Origin of the sequence: Streptomyces sp. NPDC048417 (assembly GCF_040651615.1) — a bacterium.
In the GTDB taxonomy this organism is placed as follows: Bacteria; Actinomycetota; Actinomycetes; order Streptomycetales; family Streptomycetaceae; genus Streptomyces.
Map to the genome: position 1 here is coordinate 46,473 of NZ_JBEZKI010000018.1, position 15,008 is coordinate 61,480.

Below are 15,008 nucleotides of genomic sequence, written 5' to 3' on the forward strand. Positions count from 1 at the left end.
GTCAGAGGCTATGAGCCCAGCGTTCCAGTTCGGCGAACTCACGCGCCCGTAGGCCGTGGCGGGGGTCGACCGGAAGGAGTAACGCGGGGCCGTCGTGGTGCTCGGCGACATGGCAGACGTCCAGCACGGTCACCATGTCGTCCACCCACACGAACGGCCGCCCCGCCGCCCACGCCACCACGGTCCGCGTCTTCCAGTACAGCCCGTCCGGATCCTTGGCGAACAGCTCGGGCCACTCGATGACGGGCAGTTCGGGCAGTCCGACGGCCGGCCCGATCATCTCGTTGGCCTCATGCATCCAGGTGGTGGCCCAGGCCAGCTCGTACGGCAGCGCGAGCAGCCGCGCCCCGTGTCCCGGGTGCAGCCGCACCCGCAGCCCGCGGCGGAGTCTGCGGGAGCCGGGTGTCTGGCGGGCGGACCAGTTCGCCGGGTGCAGCCTGTGGGTCACGTACCCGCGATGCCGAAGCAGCCGGGCCCGGAACGGGTTGAGGGGTCCGTCGACGTCGAGGAGGAGCAGGGGACGCTGGGTCATGGGGATGGGTTACCCCGGTTGCCCGGCCCGGGCACGGCTCCGGCGAGCCCTACTGCCGGTACCCGCTCAGGAACCGCCCGATCCGGCCGATCGCGGTCTCGAGGTCGTCCGCGTACGGGAGGGTGAGGATGCGGAAGTGGTCCGGGGTGGGCCAGTTGAAGCCGGTGCCCTGGACGACCTGGATCTTCTCCTGGAGGAGCAGGTCCAGGACGAACTTCTCGTCGTCGTGGATCGGGTGCACCTTGGGATCGATCCGCGGGAACGCGTAGAGCGCGCCCTTGGGCTTGACGCAGCTCACGCCGGGGATCTCGTTGAGCTTCTCCCAGGCCACCGTGCGCTGCTCGTGCAACCGGCCGCCGGGGGCGACGAGTTCGCGGATGGACTGGCGGCCGCCGAGCGCGGCCTGGATGGCGTACTGGGCGGGCGCGTTGGCGCACAGCCGCATGGAGGCCAGCATGGTGAGGCCCTCCAGGTAGTCCTTGGCGTGCTGCCTGGGACCGGTGACCACCAGCCAGCCGGAGCGGAAGCCGGCCACCCGGTAGGTCTTGGACAGGCCGCAGAAGGTGAGGACGACCAGGTCGGGGGCGAGAGCCGCGACCGAGTGGTGGACGGCGTCGTCGTACAGGATCTGGTCGTAGATCTCGTCCGCGAAGACCATCAGGCCGTGCCGGCGGGCCAGGTCGAGGATGCCCTCCAGGATCTCCTTGGGGTACACCGCGCCGGTCGGGTTGTTCGGGTTGATGATGACCACGGCCTTGGTGCGGTCCGTGATCTTCGACTCCATGTCGGCCAGGTCCGGGTACCACTCCGCCTGCTCGTCGCAGAGGTAGTGCACCGCCTTGCCGCCCGCGAGGGTGGTCACCGCCGTCCAGAGGGGGAAGTCCGGGGCGGGGATCAGGATCTCGTCGCCGTCCTCCACCAGCGCCTGTACGGCCATGGAGACCAGCTCCGAGACGCCGTTGCCGAGGAAGACGTCGTCGACGCCGACCTCTAGGCCGAGCGCCTGGTAGCGCTGGGCCACGGCCCGGCGGGCGGAGAGGATGCCGCGCGAGTCCGTGTAGCCGTGTGCCTGCGGGAGCATCCGGATCATGTCCTGGAGGATCTCCTCCGGCGCCTCGAAGCCGAACACCGCGGGGTTGCCGGTGTTCAGGCGCAGCACGCTGTGCCCCGCCTCCTCCAGCGCGTCGGCGTGCTCGATCACCGGCCCGCGGATCTCGTAACAGACCTCGCTGAGCTTGTTGGACTGCCGGAACTCCATGCGCCCCTCCGGAAACTCGTGTTGCTTGGTTTTACCAAGTAGCAGCTTGGAAAGTCCAACACCTTGTCTAGACTGCGTCGCATGTCACCTCGCCGAAGCTACGACCAGTACTGTTCCGCGGCCCGCGCCCTCGACGTGGTGGGCGACCGCTGGACCCTGCTGATCGTCCGGGAGCTGCTCGCCGGTCCCCGCCGCTACACCGACCTGCACGCGGACCTGCCGGGGGTCAGCACGGACGTCCTCGCCTCCCGGCTGAAGGACATGGAGCGGGACGGGGTCACGACCCGGCGGCGGCTGCCCCCGCCTGCTGCGGCGTACGTCTACGAACTCACCGCGCGCGGGCGGGAGTTGCTCCCGGTGCTCCAGGCGCTGGGAAGGTGGGGGGAGCCCGAGCTGGGCGAGCGCCGGCCCACCGACGCGGTCCGCGCCCACTGGTTCGCGCTGCCGCTGCTGCGGGCTCTGGACGGCGAGGGACTGGTCGAAGTCCGGCTGGGGGAGGGGGACTTCCATCTGTACGCCGGCGCGACGGACGGCCCGGTGTACGGCGACGGTCCAGCGCCGCGCGAACCCGACGCACGGCTCGTGCTCGACGTCGGGACCTGCACGGCCCTGGCCCGGGGGGAGTTGGGCCTGGCGGACGCGATCCGGGCCGGGCGGGTGACGGTGACCGGGGACGGCGCGCTGGCCAAGGGGCTGCGGGACGCCTGAAACGGCGACCGGGCCCGCCGCGAACGGGGGCCCGGTCACCGGTTACGTCAGGTCAGGCGCCCGGCGGCACCCGGTACGGCCGTCCCGGTCCTCGGGTCAACGCGTATCCGCCGATGCCGGCCAGCGCGGCCAGCACCCCGCCGATCCCGGTCCACACCCAGCGGTCGGTCCACCAGCCCGAGGACCAGCCGTCGTCCGAACCGAAGCTGGAGAGCACCGCCGCCTTGCTGTCGTCGTCGCTCTTCTCGGAGCTGACCGCGATGCCGGGGACCAGTGGCTTCGCCAGCGACCCGTCCACCGCCGCCGAACCGCCGATGTCCTTCGAGTCCACCTGGACCTCGGCGCTCACCGGCTGACCGAGGTCCGCGTTGCCGAGGTCCACCACCGTCAGCCGGACGTAGTACGTGCCGGGCAGCGGGTCGTTGGCCCACGGCTCCGACCAGGCCCGCACGGTGCGCGTCACGCAGGCCAGCTGTACCGACTCGGCGCCCTGTGCGGCCGTGCGGGTCGCCGCGCCGTACTGGCAGGCCTGGCGGCGCCGCAGCCCGTCGTACACGTCGATCTGCCAGGTCTGCGCCGCGTGCGAGTCGGGCAGCTTCACCGTCGCCTTGACGTCGGGGCGCTGGCCGGCGTCGGCGGGAAAGGACCAGTACAGGTAGTCGCCCGTCGATCCGGTGGCGGTGGCCTGCTGGCCCTGGTCGAGTTCGGTCGCCGTACGGAAGGAGGTGCCCGCCTGGGTGGGCGCGCCGCTGTCCGCCGAGGAACTGGGAGAAGGGGAGGCGTCGTCGGCAGACGCCGGGCCCGCGGCCAGGCCCACCGCCAGCAGGGCGGCGCTCAACACACGTGTGATCGACATCAGTTGGTCCTCCAGACCGCTACCCGCCAGCGCGACACCCAGCCCCACACCAGACCCGCGAGGAAGCCGGTCAGCACCAGCGCCCCGAGCAGCCACCAGCCGCGGCCGAGACCGAAGGAGGCGACGTCGGACGCCTTCGACGGCCCGTCCACCACATCCACCGTCAGTTCGACGGGCAGGCCCGGGCTGGTCTTCACGCCGGACGTCGCCGAGAAGGAGTTGGTCACCTGGAGACAGACGGTCTCCGCGGTGGTGTCCTCGTCGTCGTCGCTCTCGGCCTTCGGGTACCGCAGACCGGTCGAGATGACGTCGGTACGGCCGGTGCCCGACGCCTCGCCCCGCACGATCTCGCGTCCGTGCACGGTCACCGCGCGCAGCAGCACGCCGTAGTCCGGGTTGACGGCCCGGTCGGCCGCGACGCTGACCGAAGCCCGCAGCTCCTGGCCGGGGTTGACGTCGACCTTGTACCAGCGCTGCTGCCCGAACTCCTCGCGGTCGGTGTACAGCCCCGACTTCAGCGCGGGCGCCGAGGAGCACTGGCCGGTGCCGTCCGTGGCCACCGGTGTCACCACCGGATCGGCGGCCCGGTGAACCAACTGCCCTACCCGGTCGGTCAGTTCCTCCTTGTGCTGGACGGAGGTGTAGGTGCCGCCGGTCGCGTCCGCGATGCAGCTCAGCTGGTCCCGGGTCTTGGCGTCCGGCACCAGGCCGAGCGTGTCGATGGTCAGCCCGACGCCCTTGGCGGCGATCTCGCGGGCCACCTCGCAGGGGTCCAGCGGCTGGCAGGTGTCCTCGCCGTCGCTGATCAGGACGATACGGCGGGTCCCGGTACCGCCCTCGAGATCGTCGGCCGCCTTGAGGAGTGCGGGGCCGATCGGGGTCCACCCGGTCGGCGTGAGCGTGGCGACGGCGGTCTTCGCCTCGGTGCGGTCCAGGGTGCTGACCGGGTAGAGCTGCGCGGTGTCCTTGCAGCCGGTCTTCTTGTCGTTTCCGGCGTAGTTGGCGCCCAGCGTGCGGATGCCGAGCTGGACCCCTTCGGGTGTCGCGTCCAGCACCTCGTTGAACGCCTGCTTGGCCGCGGCCATCCGCGTCCCGCCGTCTATGTCCGCCGCCCGCATGGAACCGCTGACGTCCAGCACGAGCTCCACCTTGGGAGCAGCCTGGCCCGTCTCGTCCGTCTCGTCGGCGACCGCTCCGCCGGGGAACGCGATCCCGGCCGCAAGGGCGGCGAGCAGAGCGCAGACTCCTGCCGCCGTCCGTTGTGTTCTGATCATCGGCGGATCCTATTGATCAGAGGCGCCGGGCTCCAAAACGAGGTCCGGACGCCGAAACGCGAGCGGCTGGCAGGCCAACGGAGGGTGGCGGGCAGGCAGGTGAGCGCTCACCGTCCGTCGGCGAGCGGATTCGGCAGTGCCGCCCACTGGTCCCCGGGCACCTCGGGCGACAGCCGCATCAGCGTCAACGCCTTCGCCGGCAGCGGGCCTTCGAGGAGGGCTGTCAGGTCGGGGGTGGCGGGAAGGTCCCGTACGGCCGTCTCCAGAGCCGTCGCCAGGGCCGGTCCCGAACCCGCCGTGCCCGCCAGGGCGCCCGCGACCAGGGAGCCGAACAGCTTGCGGCGCAGAGTCGTTTCGTCGTCCGTGACCAGGCGTCCCGTCAGCTCGGGCGGGGCGATGCTGTGCCGGGCCAGACGAGCCGGGCTGAGGCGGATGTCGGCCAGGTCGCGGTAGACCAGCCGCAGCGGCGCACCGGTCCCGGACAGCACCACGAGGAGGTTCTGGCCGTGTGCCTCCAGGGCCACGCCCAGGTCCAGCAGCCGCAGCCCCACCGTCAGGGCGAGCCGGGCGAACCCGGCCAGCCAGGACGGCGATGCGGGCAGCCCGGTGCCGGCCAATGCGGCCACCGGCAGGACCCGCTCGCCCGGCGCCGCGTACACCTCGGGCGACTCACGCAACACGGCCGCCAGATCGGGGGAGCCGGCGGTCGCCGCGCCCAGGGTGCGGGTGATGTGCAGGAGCCCGTCCGTGCGGGACGCCAGATCCGTGGCGAAGGACGACAGGGTCGCGGCCGCGTCGATCGAGTACGTCGAGATGTCCCGGACGGACGAGGTCAGCCGGGCGCTGAGCGCGGTCTTCACATGCGGTCCGTCGGGCAGGGCGAGGGTGCGCAGGGACATCAGGGGGTGCGCGGTCCGCCAGGGCTCGCTGGGGCCGCCCTTGAGGACATGGGCGGTCTGCCACGGATGCACCGGGATCAACAGCCGGCCCGCATCGCGGAGTTCGCCCGGCCACTCGCCGGTCAGCAGACATTCCCCGGCCGCCACCGGGACCGTCTCCAGCCGCACCACCGGCCGGTGCTCCGGCCCGTACGCGAGCTGCTCCGCCGCCGAGAAACCGGGCCGGGAACGGCAGTTGGGGTGGAAGGGGTGCCCGTCGACCACCCGCTGCTCCCACTCCCAGTCCCTCCCCCAGCCTTCGGCCGGGGGGACCCCCACGGGCCACTCCTTCGGAGGGAACTCCCGGTTCGCCCGCGAGAGCGCCAACGACGCGGCACTGTGCCCCAGTTCGGCCGCGAACCCCGCCGAGTGCGGCCACCCCAGATCGGTCATCAACCGCGCCGGATCGTCGTACGACACCCCGTCCAGACGTACGGCGGTCACATACGCGTCGGTGGCGTACGGATCCGCGCGCGGGCCGTGCAGCGCGCGCCCGTCGGCCAGCCACAGGGCCAGGCTGTGCGCCCCGCGCACCCGGCGCGCCACCCACGGCAGCGGCTCGTGCGCCAGCGCCCGCCACAGCCGGGTCAGCACCGCCGCCCGCGCACCGGGCAGCTCGGCCGTGTACCCGGACACCAGGTCCGGCCGCGCCTCGGCCAGCTCCGTCGCGAGCTGTGTCTCGATGGGGGAGGGACGGTGCACGGGAGGGCTCCTCGGAGGACGGGTACGAGGGTCATGATGGCTGATTACGGCAGACATACTGATCGTGATCGGACTGTGGACGTAGCGAACGAATGGAACGCGTGGATCTCATGCCCCCCAGCGACGGTGTCGGCGAGCGCGCCGACGCGTACGCTGCCGCGCCCCTGCTCAACTGCCTGCTGCGGGAGGTGGCCGAGCCGCTCCCGGACACCGCGGCCGAGCCGCTCCCGGACACCGCGGACGGGCCGCTCCCGGACACCGCGGACGGGCCGCTCCCGGACACCGGGGACGGGCCGCTCCCGGGCGTCGGGCAAGGGAAGCCGCGGGTCTACCGGCTGCCCGGCGGCGGTCGGCTGCTGCGGGTGCGCGGCGCGCGCCGGCCCGCCGCGCCCGAGGTGTACGCGGCCGGCCGCTGGCACCGTATCGGCCACACCGAGCTGGTGAAACTCGTCGCCGAGGAGCTGCGCGCGCACACGGGGCTGTCCAACGGCGACCTGCCGGCCGAGATGATCGACAGCCGGGACGTGGTCGCCGCGCTGCTCACGGCACGCGCCCGGGCGACGGCGCCCGACGACCCGTATCTGCGCTCGGAGCAGTCCCTCATCACCGGCCATCCCTACCACCCCGCCCCGAAGGCCCGCGGCGGCGGCCCGGTCACCGCCTGGTTGCCGTACGCGCCCGAGGCGTACGCCCGGTTCCCGCTGGTGCTGCTCGGGGTGCGCGCGGACCAGGTGGCCGAGGAGGGCGACATGTCGGCGCTGGACGCGCTGGCCGCCGCACCGCCGGGCTACCGGCTGCTGCCGGCCCACCCGTGGCAGCTCGACCTGGCCGCCCGTGAGCTGGCCCCGGCCTTCGCCGACGGGCGGCTGGTGCGGCTGCGGGAGACGGACTTCGCGGTCTGGCCGACGGCCGCGATCCGCACGGTCTACGAGCCGGAGCGCGATCTCTTCCTGAAGTTCAGCCTGGACGTCCGGATCACCAACGACATCCGTCGGCTGTGGGCGCACGACCTGCGGAAACTACGCCGGACGGACACGGCCGTGACCGCCGCCTTCGCGGCGATGGGCGGGCCCGCGGCCTGGCTCGGCGACCGCGGCTACCGCACCGCCCGCTTCGCCTTCGAGGCACTCGCGGTCGTCGTCCGGGACGGGCTGCGCGGGTCGCTGCCGCCCGGGGTGACCCCGCTGCTCGCGGCCGGCCTGGTGGAGGGCTTCGAGGGCAGCCCCCTGGCCGCGACGGCGGATCCGGGGGCCTGGTGGCAGGCGTACCTGCGCGCGGTCGTACCCCCGGCGCTCACGGCCTTCGCCGACCACGGCGTCGTCCTCGAAGCGCATCTGCAGAACACCCTGGTCGCCGTCGACGCGGACGGTACGCCGGTGCAGGCGCTGTACCGGGACGCCGAGGGCGTCAAGCTGCTGGCCGACGTGGACCGGGCCGCCGGGTGGGAGCGGCTGGTGTACTGCCTGGTCGTCAACCATCTGATCGAGGTCGCCGCCGCGCTCGCCGAGCGCCACCCCGGGTTCGATCCATGGCCCGCGGCCCGCCGGGAGCTGGCCCGGCATCCGCTTCCGGAGGTGGCCGGGCTGCTGGCGTCGCCGACCCTGCCGGGCAAGACGAACCTGCTGCTGCGCTGGACCGGGGCGGACGGCGCCGACGCGCGCTATCTGCCGTTGCCGAACCCCTTGGCCTGAAGTCGTGGCGGTCGCCGGGCCGGCCCGGCGGATCCGCCTAGGATCATGGTGCCCGATCCCCGGCTGGTGAGGAGCCCCAACGGCCATGGCCGACGCGCATGTTGTCGTCATCACGGGTGGCGGAACCGGCATCGGTGCCGCCACCGCCCGGTTGCTGCGGGCCGCCGGGCACCAGGTCGTCATCGGCGGGCGGCGGCCCGAGCCGCTGCGGCGACTGGCCGACGAGACGGGCGCCCTGGCGCATCCCGGCGATCTCTCGGACCCGGCGGCGGTCCAGGACCTGATCGACACCGCGGTCGCCCGCCACGGCCGGATCGACGGACTGGTCCTCAACGCGGGCATCGGCCGCAGCGGCGCGGTCGGGGACCTCTCGGACGAGACCTGGGACGAGGTGCTGCGCACCAACCTGACCGGGCCCTTCCTGACCCTCCGCGCGGCCCTCCCGCACCTGCTCCGGGCCCGCGGCGCGGTGGTCGCGGTCGCCTCGGTCGCGGCGCTGCGCAACGGGTGGGGCAACGCCGCGTACGCCACCTCGAAGGCCGCGCTCCTCCAGCTGTGCCGCTCGGTGGCCGTCGACTACGGCGGCCAGGGGGTGCGGGCCAACACCGTGTGTCCCACCTGGGTGCGCACCGAGATGGCCGACGGGCGGATGGCCCGGTTCGCGGCGGAGGAGGGCATGGCCGGCGGGGTCGAGGAGGCGTACACGGAGGCCACGCGGCTGGTGCCCAGCGCCCGCCCCGGCGACCCGGCCGAGGTCGCCGAGGCGATCGGCTGGCTGCTGTCGCCCGCGGCCTCCTTCGTCAACGGCGCGACCCTCACGGTGGACGGCGGGATCACCGCCCTCGACCCGGGAACGGTGCCGTTCGGCTTCCGCGTCGAGAGCCGGGGCGGGGACGCCGGGCACTGAGCACCGGAGCGCGGAAGCCATCCGCACATCGATGTCGGCGACGTCAACTCTGGGGCGCTGGTGCGGCGCCCCCCAGCGCGGCCCGACGGCTCTGTCCCGGCGTTCGCCCGGGCCGAGCCGTCTTCCCGTGCCGTACTCACGGGGGTCTCTGCCGCTCAGGGCCGGTGCGCGGTCGAGCGGGGCGCGCCTTCGTCGTGGGGGACTTCGTCGCCCAGGAGGCCGAGGCCGAGGCCGCGCATGCGGGGCGCCTCACGACCTCCTCCACCGCGGCCCGAGGAACGGCGAGGCGTCGACTACGACGACGCCCTTCTTCGTCACCACGAACATCGTGTTGATCACCCCTGGGTCACGAAGTAGGCACCACCCCCCAGGTCCTGGACGACGAACCCGGACTCCGGGATGTCCGGACCCAGAGCGGTCGGGTACAGGCGCGAACTCGGTGATGGTGATCTCCTTTGTGCGGTCCATTCGGGGGAGTTGGAAAGGATTCCGCTGGGAAAGTCATTCCGGTCTTATCGCGGGAAGGGTGAATTCCCCGGCCGCCAGTATTGCGTTCCCTACGCACGCGTGGTCCTTTCCTGTACGCCTTCCTGAACCTAGGTCCGACTGGTCCACCTTCACCGCGCCCTCGCCGTACCGCGGGAGCCATACTGGCCATATGAAGCACAACGGCGAACTGGGTGACTTTCCGCGCTCGCGGCGTGCCCGTCTGCGGCCCGAGGCGCCGGGGTGGCCTTTACCGGCGGAGCACGCCGGGTACCGGGACTGCGCCGCGAGGGGATCGCACATCTGGCCGGAGTGAGCACGGACTACTACGCCCGCCTAGAACAGGGCCGGCATCGCGGAGGCCTGCCGCCGGGGCGAGGGCACGGGAATCGCATCGATCACGGGAGGCTCGCATGACAACACCCGCACAGAACAAAGAGCTGGCATTGAATGCCTTCGACACCCTGTTCGGAAAGCGCGATTACGCGGCAGCCGAAAAGTTTTGGTCCGATGAGTACATTCAGCACAGCGCGCATATTCCGCCGGGCCGCGAGGGTCTTTTCGGTCTCGTTCGGGCTCTCCCCGACACCCTCCGCTACGAGAACCAGTTCGTGATCGCCGAAGGCGACTACGTCATGCTGTACGGCCGTTATGCCGGCAGTGGCGCTCCCGCCGCCTCGGTGGTCGCCGACGTGGTCCGTATCGAGGACGGAAAGCTCGCCGAGCACTGGGATGTCTGGGAGGCCGAGGCGACCCGACCGGAATCCGCGGGCGGATGGCCGATGTTCGGCGACCGGTTTCCCGCCGAGTGAGCCCAGCGCCGGGAACGGCCCGGCCGGAGGCCGACGAACCCCCGCCGACCACGACGACGTGGAACGCGGCCGAACGATCACAGGAGACTGTGTCAGGGAATGGGGGACATGTCGTCATGTGTTGGTGCGGTAGGACGACGAGCACCGGAGCACGACGTGAGCGCTGCGATGATCACTGCATCTGTGGTCGAGACCCTGCGGGCATGGCGTCATTCGGCGCGGCCTCTGTGGCTGGTCGGCCCCCTCCTGCTGATCATCGCGATCCCGGTGGCCGACGGGTTTCTGCCGCCCGACATCCATCTCGCCCACCTCCTCGTCGTCGCCGTGGCGGTCACCGCGGTCGGCGCCGGGCCGCGCGCCACCGCGTTGATCGGGGCGCTGGCGGTCCTCGCACTGGTCTACGCCGGCGTGGAACGACGGACCCTGACCACCGAGAGTGTCCTCGTCGAGCTCTCCGCGCTGCTCGCCGTCTGCGCCTTCCTCGTCCTCTTCACCCGTGTACGGGACCGGCGCGAACGGGAGCTCGCCCGGGCGCGCTCGGTGTCCGACGCAGCACAGCGCGTCGTGCTGCGGCCGCTGCCGCAGCGGGCCGGACCTGTCACTCTCGCCTCCAAGTACCGCAGCGCCGAAGCGGACGCGACCATCGGCGGTGACCTGTACGCCGCCGCCCGGATCCCGGGCTCCACGCGGCTGCTCATCGGGGACGTCCGGGGCAAGGGACTCCCCTCCATCAGCGACACGGCGATCGTGCTGGGCGCCTTCCGGGCCGCCGCACACCGCCGGATCCCGCTGCCGGAGCTGGTCGCCTACATCGAGGACGCCGTCCGGTGGGGACTCGCGGAGTTCTCGGAGCCGAGGGAGGACGACGGCGAGCGCTTCGTGACCGCCGCCGTCATGGACATCCCGGACGACGAGCCCGTGGTGCATCTGATCAGCTGCGGGCACCCGCCACCTCTCCTGCTGCGCGGCCGCGCCAGGACGGCGCTGGCGCTGACGGTTCCCGACCCGTCGCCCCCGCTCGGCCTCGGCGTGTGGCCCGCCGACGCGGACTGCCCGGACAGCGCCGGCGCCTGCTATGTGCCGGCGACCTTCCGGTTCGCGCACGGCGACAGTCTGGTCCTGTACACCGACGGCGTCAGCGAGGCCCGGAACGCCGACGGTGACTTCTATCCGCTCGCCGAGCGCGCCACGGCCTGGGCGGACAAGGCGCCCGGTCCGCTCGTCGAGCAGCTCGCGGCAGACGTCCGGGCGTACACGGGCGGCGTGCTGAACGACGACATGGCGATGATCGTCGTCCAGCGCGATGCGTAGGATTCCGGTTCGGACAGCCGTCCGCCGACCCGAGGCCTGACGAGCCCCCGGTTCGGACAGCCGTCCGCCGACCCGAGGCCTGACGAACCCCCTACCGCGGTCAGGGAAAGCGCGACGGCGCTGACGTACGACGGAGACACCAACCTGACCAAGCACCCGCAGGCTAGGGCTTGAGGACGATCTTGCCGCGGGTGTGGCGGCGTTCGAGCTCCGTGTAGGCCTCTTGGACCTGCGCCAGCGGGTAGGCGTTCGCGATCGGTACCTCGAGATGTCCGTCGGCGATGAGGCCGGCCAGTTCGGCGAGCACCTTGGCGCCCGGGCCGGCCGCTGTCCCCCCGTCAGTTCTCACCCCGTACTTGGCGGCGGCCGCGAAATCGGCGATGGTGTCGATCCGCTCGGCCGCGACGCCGAGGGCGAGCGCCAACTCGACGTACCCCTGGCCGAAGGTGTCGATGAAGGCGTCGACGCCGCTGGGCGCGGCGGCCCTGATCCGGTCCTCGACTCCGTCACCGTACGCGACCGGGATCACGCCGTGGCTCTTCAGCCACTCGTGGTTGCTCTCACTCGCCAGGCCGATGACCGTGGCCCCGGTACGGCGCGCGATCTGGACGGCGAGCGAGCCGACACCCCCGGCGGCTCCCGAGATGACGACGGTCTCGCCTGCCCTGGGCTCGACGGCGTGTACCGCCCCCCACGCGGTCACGCCGACGACGTACAGGCTGCCGGCCACCTCCCATGAGACCTTCTCCGGCTTGCGCGTGAGGTCGCCGGCCTCGACCAGGACCAGCTCGGCCTGGGAGGCGCGCTTGTTACTGAACCCGATCACCTCGTTGCCGGGCGAGAATCCGTCGACCCCGGCGCCGACCTCCTCGATGACCCCGGAGAGGTCGCTGCCCTGCCCGGACGGGAACGTCGACGGGAACATCTTCGCCACCGCCCCCGTGCGGATGGCCGCCTCACTGGGGTTGATGCCGGCCGCCTTCACGCGCACGAGAACCTGCCCGTCCGCGGGCACCGGGCGTTCCACCTCGACGACCCGCAACACGTCGATCCCGCCGAACTCGTCGTACCTGACTGCTTTTGGCATGATTCCTACATCTCCATTCGTTTGGAATGCGCCTGGAAGTACCCGCAGGTTGGCTCGCCCTGTCGATCCGCTTCTGAAAATCTCCCGCCGGGAGGCAGGCCGCCGCCAGACCTGCCGTCAGGTGGGTAAGGAGGCGCTGCGCCGGTCACGGCAGGCCTTTGCCTGATTGTTCGAAGCTGGTCCGCTCGCTCTTGGGTATGCCGAGGGCCACCTTCGCGGATGAATCGGACGCAACCTCACCCAGATTTTGTTGCTATGTAAACAACTTCGTCCTCATGCTAGGCCGAAGAGGTTTACATGTCAACAAACGGAGTGGACTTCACGGATCGCGTTCCAGCGCGTGCGTGTCGAGGTCAACGAAGGGCTCGGCCGTCGGCCCGCGACTTCGGGCAGCGGACCGGAGTGCCGGTAGGTGCTGGGCCGCTTCCCGCCGTCCCTGTTCCGCCCTGGTCTCGGCATCGAGGGACTCGGATATCGATGGCCGCGCGCCCGCGCGCGTCAGGGGACGCGATCAAGAACCCCACTCCGCCGGCGGGGTGGTCCCGGCCCTTGTCGTCGTCACCGCCCATTCCGGCCTGGTCCGGTCTCAGGCCGGAGCACGCCCGACCGAGATGAAGGGCGTCGCGGCGGGCGTCGAGCAGGCCGGCGGATGCCCTGCGGCGCCCGGGGCGCAGGAGCTGCATCGCGCCCTCAGCAAGCTGATTCGAGCGAATCCCCTTCGGCGCAGGGCTCGGTGCCGGCCGCTGCCGTGCCGGGGCTGTCGGCCTGCGCCGGGTCGTTCGGTGCGCCGGGGCAGTGCTGCGCGCTGTAGTGGCTGTCGATCGCCTCGGCGATGTCGGTGAGGCTGTCGAGTTGTTCCGGGGAGAGCACGTCGGCGAAGCAGTGGCGGATTCCCGCCTTCCAGGCCGGCCAGGCGGCCTTGAACGCGGCCCGGCCCGCATCGGTGAGCACGACGTCGTAGCCGCGGGCGTCGCCCTCGCTCGGTGCGCGCATGACCGTGCCGCGAGTCTCCATCCGGGAGACCTGGCGCGAGAGGCGGCTTCGCTCCCAGTGCAGCGCGGCTGCCATGTCGCGGGCGCGCAGCCTGTGCTCCGGGCTGTTGGACAGCCTGAGAAGGACCACGAAGTCCGCCTCGGTCAGGCCGAAGTCGCGGGCCAGTCGGCGGGCGAGCACTTCGTTGACCTCGATGCGCATGCGCTGGTACGCGATCCAGGCCCGGGTCTCCCGCTCGTCCAGCCACTCCTGATCCATGCCGTCGAGCCTACCTGGGGGTGTTGACACGTACGGTCGGCCGGTTTCGTCCACGCCTGGAGCCTTCCGGGTTTGTTGACATGTAACTCTCCGGCGGCATAATCTGGAGTTGTTTACATGACAACAAATTCTGGACCAGTCGCGTCCGCGTTCCGTGGGAGGTCCGTGTCATGGCCAGAATCGGCATCATCCGAGGCAGCACCCGTCCGGACCGCGATGGCGAGCAGGTCGCCGAGGGGTCTGCGACGTCACCTCTCGGCACAATGACGCCGGGTACGAACCGATGGACCTGCCCGACTACCCGCTATCGCACCTGGACGAGGCCAAGTCGGCGGCCAGAGACAGGCGGTGTGGGCGCGCCCGCGCGGCCGGGCAGCCGCGGCTGATCGCCGCCGAACTGCGGATGGCCGATGTGCGCCGGCAAGTCACCGTCCTGCTTCGAACCGAGTTCGAGAACTTCAGCGCGTTCGGACCCAGAGAGAACACCGAGCACGACCTGACCGTCCTGCTCGAATAAGTCACTTTAAGGAATTCTCCATGACCACCTCCACCGCCATCGAAGTCGGCACCTACACGTTGGATGCCGCCCGGTCCACGATCGGGGTGAGCCACAAAGCCATGTGGGGCCTGGCCACCGTCAACGGCGCCTTCGTCCCGCAGTCCGGCAAGGCCGAGGTCCACGACCGCGGGTCGGCCAGCGGAACCATCACCATCGACGCGGCGTCCCTGGACACAGCCAACGCCAAACGGGACGAGCACCTGCGCTCCGACCGCTTCTTCGACACCGTGCACCACCCGACGATCTCTGTCTCGGTGCGCAGCGCAACGCTCGGCCCGGACGGCAAGACGGTCTCCGTCGACGCTCAGCTCACTGTTCGCGGCGTCACCCGCTCGCAGAACCTCACCGCGACGATCGCCGAGACGACGTCCGAGGCCATCATGCTGACCACGCGGTTCGAGGTCGACCGCACCCAGTACGGTCTCGCCTGGAACTGGGGTGGAATGCTGCGCGGTCCGGCCACGATGACGGCCACGCTGCACTTCACCCGGGCCTGACAGCGAGGGCCTCACGCCGCAACGCGACGCCACAGCGCTGGAGCGCGGGCTGTCGAGGCATCCGTTGCTGGGACGCACCGGACGGGTTCACATCCCGTCGCCGGCATGAAATATCAGGTCGAAGGCCTGATCGCCGGAT

14 protein-coding genes and 1 pseudogene are annotated in these 15,008 nt (G+C 71.5%); 8 read left to right on the forward strand and 7 right to left on the reverse strand.

What is annotated here, in order from left to right; translation table 11 throughout:
- Position 1 precedes the first annotated feature (1 nt).
- On the reverse strand, positions 2-532 hold the full coding sequence (locus AB0D59_RS27320; RefSeq protein ID WP_362570471.1) for a hypothetical protein: 531 nt from the start codon (positions 530-532) through the stop codon (positions 2-4).
- 49 nt (positions 533-581) lie between these two features.
- Positions 582-1,790 (reverse strand): pyridoxal phosphate-dependent aminotransferase, encoded by a 1,209-nt coding sequence (locus AB0D59_RS27325; protein WP_362570473.1) that lies wholly within the window; start codon positions 1,788-1,790, stop codon positions 582-584.
- Between the two features lie 81 nt (positions 1,791-1,871).
- On the opposite strand from AB0D59_RS27325, the gene AB0D59_RS27330 reads away from it, so the two are divergent.
- A complete protein-coding gene (locus AB0D59_RS27330; RefSeq protein ID WP_362570476.1) occupies positions 1,872-2,498 on the forward strand; it encodes a winged helix-turn-helix transcriptional regulator in 627 nt (208 codons plus the stop codon).
- Between the two features lie 52 nt (positions 2,499-2,550).
- On the opposite strand, the gene AB0D59_RS27335 is transcribed toward AB0D59_RS27330, so the two are convergent.
- From AB0D59_RS27335 to AB0D59_RS27345, 3 genes are all read right to left on the reverse strand, one after another.
- On the reverse strand, positions 2,551-3,354 hold the full coding sequence (locus AB0D59_RS27335; protein WP_362570479.1) for a hypothetical protein: 804 nt from the start codon (positions 3,352-3,354) through the stop codon (positions 2,551-2,553).
- Complete coding sequence (locus AB0D59_RS27340) at positions 3,354-4,628, reverse strand: VWA domain-containing protein (protein WP_362570482.1); 1,275 nt, start codon at positions 4,626-4,628, stop codon at positions 3,354-3,356. Before AB0D59_RS27340 ends, AB0D59_RS27335 begins: the two co-directional genes overlap by 1 nt.
- A 107-nt stretch (positions 4,629-4,735) precedes the next feature.
- A complete protein-coding gene (locus AB0D59_RS27345; protein WP_362570485.1) occupies positions 4,736-6,268 on the reverse strand; it encodes an IucA/IucC family siderophore biosynthesis protein in 1,533 nt (510 codons plus the stop codon).
- 92 nt (positions 6,269-6,360) lie between these two features.
- Between AB0D59_RS27345 and AB0D59_RS27350 the strand changes: the two genes are divergently transcribed.
- The 5 genes and pseudogenes from AB0D59_RS27350 (at position 6,361) to AB0D59_RS27370 (ending at position 11,475) form a co-directional block, all read left to right on the forward strand.
- Positions 6,361-7,959 (forward strand): IucA/IucC family protein, encoded by a 1,599-nt coding sequence (locus AB0D59_RS27350; RefSeq protein WP_362570488.1) that lies wholly within the window; start codon positions 6,361-6,363, stop codon positions 7,957-7,959.
- Between the two features lie 85 nt (positions 7,960-8,044).
- Positions 8,045-8,866: an SDR family oxidoreductase gene (locus AB0D59_RS27355; protein ID WP_362570491.1), complete on the forward strand. Its 822-nt coding sequence runs from the start codon at positions 8,045-8,047 to the stop codon at positions 8,864-8,866.
- A gap of 658 nt (positions 8,867-9,524) precedes the next feature.
- Positions 9,525-9,706: pseudogene (locus tag AB0D59_RS27360) on the forward strand (helix-turn-helix domain-containing protein); the annotation flags it as partial.
- A 59-nt stretch (positions 9,707-9,765) separates the two neighbouring features.
- Positions 9,766-10,164 carry a nuclear transport factor 2 family protein gene (locus tag AB0D59_RS27365; RefSeq protein WP_362570494.1) on the forward strand — a complete coding sequence of 133 codons (399 nt, stop codon included), beginning with the start codon at positions 9,766-9,768 and terminating at the stop codon, positions 10,162-10,164.
- Between the two features lie 168 nt (positions 10,165-10,332).
- Positions 10,333-11,475, forward strand: coding sequence for a PP2C family protein-serine/threonine phosphatase (locus tag AB0D59_RS27370; protein WP_362570497.1), 1,143 nt, complete (start codon positions 10,333-10,335; stop codon positions 11,473-11,475).
- Between the two features lie 163 nt (positions 11,476-11,638).
- Here the strand turns inward: AB0D59_RS27370 and AB0D59_RS27375 are convergent, their stop codons facing one another.
- Together AB0D59_RS27375 and AB0D59_RS27380 are read right to left on the reverse strand one after the other, a co-directional pair.
- Complete coding sequence (locus tag AB0D59_RS27375; protein ID WP_362570500.1) at positions 11,639-12,562, reverse strand: NADP-dependent oxidoreductase; 924 nt, start codon at positions 12,560-12,562, stop codon at positions 11,639-11,641.
- A 690-nt stretch (positions 12,563-13,252) separates the two neighbouring features.
- Positions 13,253-13,813 carry a MarR family winged helix-turn-helix transcriptional regulator gene (locus AB0D59_RS27380; RefSeq protein ID WP_362570503.1) on the reverse strand — a complete coding sequence of 187 codons (561 nt, stop codon included), beginning with the start codon at positions 13,811-13,813 and terminating at the stop codon, positions 13,253-13,255.
- A 283-nt stretch (positions 13,814-14,096) separates the two neighbouring features.
- Here AB0D59_RS27380 and AB0D59_RS27385 point away from each other — a divergent pair, with 283 nt between their 5' ends.
- Both AB0D59_RS27385 and AB0D59_RS27390 read left to right on the forward strand, forming a co-directional pair.
- Positions 14,097-14,330, forward strand: a complete 234-nt coding sequence (locus AB0D59_RS27385) for a hypothetical protein (RefSeq protein ID WP_362570506.1) — start codon at positions 14,097-14,099, stop codon at positions 14,328-14,330.
- Between the two features lie 20 nt (positions 14,331-14,350).
- The gene (locus AB0D59_RS27390; RefSeq protein ID WP_362570509.1) at positions 14,351-14,869 is read left to right on the forward strand and encodes a YceI family protein; all 519 of its coding nucleotides are present in this window, start codon (positions 14,351-14,353) and stop codon (positions 14,867-14,869) included.
- Positions 14,870-15,008 lie beyond the last annotated feature (139 nt).

Excerpts from the sequence above, each read along its gene's own strand:
- AB0D59_RS27320 (WP_362570471.1), bottom strand. The coding sequence starts at position 532 with ATGACCCAGCGTCCCCTGCTCCTCCTCGACGTCGACGGACCCCTCAAC.
- AB0D59_RS27325 (WP_362570473.1), bottom strand. The coding sequence starts at position 1,790 with ATGGAGTTCCGGCAGTCCAACAAGCTCAGCGAGGTCTGTTACGAGATC.
- AB0D59_RS27330 (WP_362570476.1), top strand. The coding sequence starts at position 1,872 with ATGTCACCTCGCCGAAGCTACGACCAGTACTGTTCCGCGGCCCGCGCC.
- AB0D59_RS27335 (WP_362570479.1), bottom strand. The coding sequence starts at position 3,354 with ATGTCGATCACACGTGTGTTGAGCGCCGCCCTGCTGGCGGTGGGCCTG.
- AB0D59_RS27340 (WP_362570482.1), bottom strand. The coding sequence starts at position 4,628 with ATGATCAGAACACAACGGACGGCGGCAGGAGTCTGCGCTCTGCTCGCC.
- AB0D59_RS27350 (WP_362570488.1), top strand. The coding sequence starts at position 6,361 with ATGGAACGCGTGGATCTCATGCCCCCCAGCGACGGTGTCGGCGAGCGC.
- AB0D59_RS27355 (WP_362570491.1), top strand. The coding sequence starts at position 8,045 with ATGGCCGACGCGCATGTTGTCGTCATCACGGGTGGCGGAACCGGCATC.
- AB0D59_RS27365 (WP_362570494.1), top strand. The coding sequence starts at position 9,766 with ATGACAACACCCGCACAGAACAAAGAGCTGGCATTGAATGCCTTCGAC.
- AB0D59_RS27370 (WP_362570497.1), top strand. The coding sequence starts at position 10,333 with ATGATCACTGCATCTGTGGTCGAGACCCTGCGGGCATGGCGTCATTCG.
- AB0D59_RS27375 (WP_362570500.1), bottom strand. The coding sequence starts at position 12,562 with ATGCCAAAAGCAGTCAGGTACGACGAGTTCGGCGGGATCGACGTGTTG.
- AB0D59_RS27380 (WP_362570503.1), bottom strand. The coding sequence starts at position 13,813 with ATGGATCAGGAGTGGCTGGACGAGCGGGAGACCCGGGCCTGGATCGCG.
- AB0D59_RS27385 (WP_362570506.1), top strand. The coding sequence starts at position 14,097 with ATGGACCTGCCCGACTACCCGCTATCGCACCTGGACGAGGCCAAGTCG.
- AB0D59_RS27390 (WP_362570509.1), top strand. The coding sequence starts at position 14,351 with ATGACCACCTCCACCGCCATCGAAGTCGGCACCTACACGTTGGATGCC.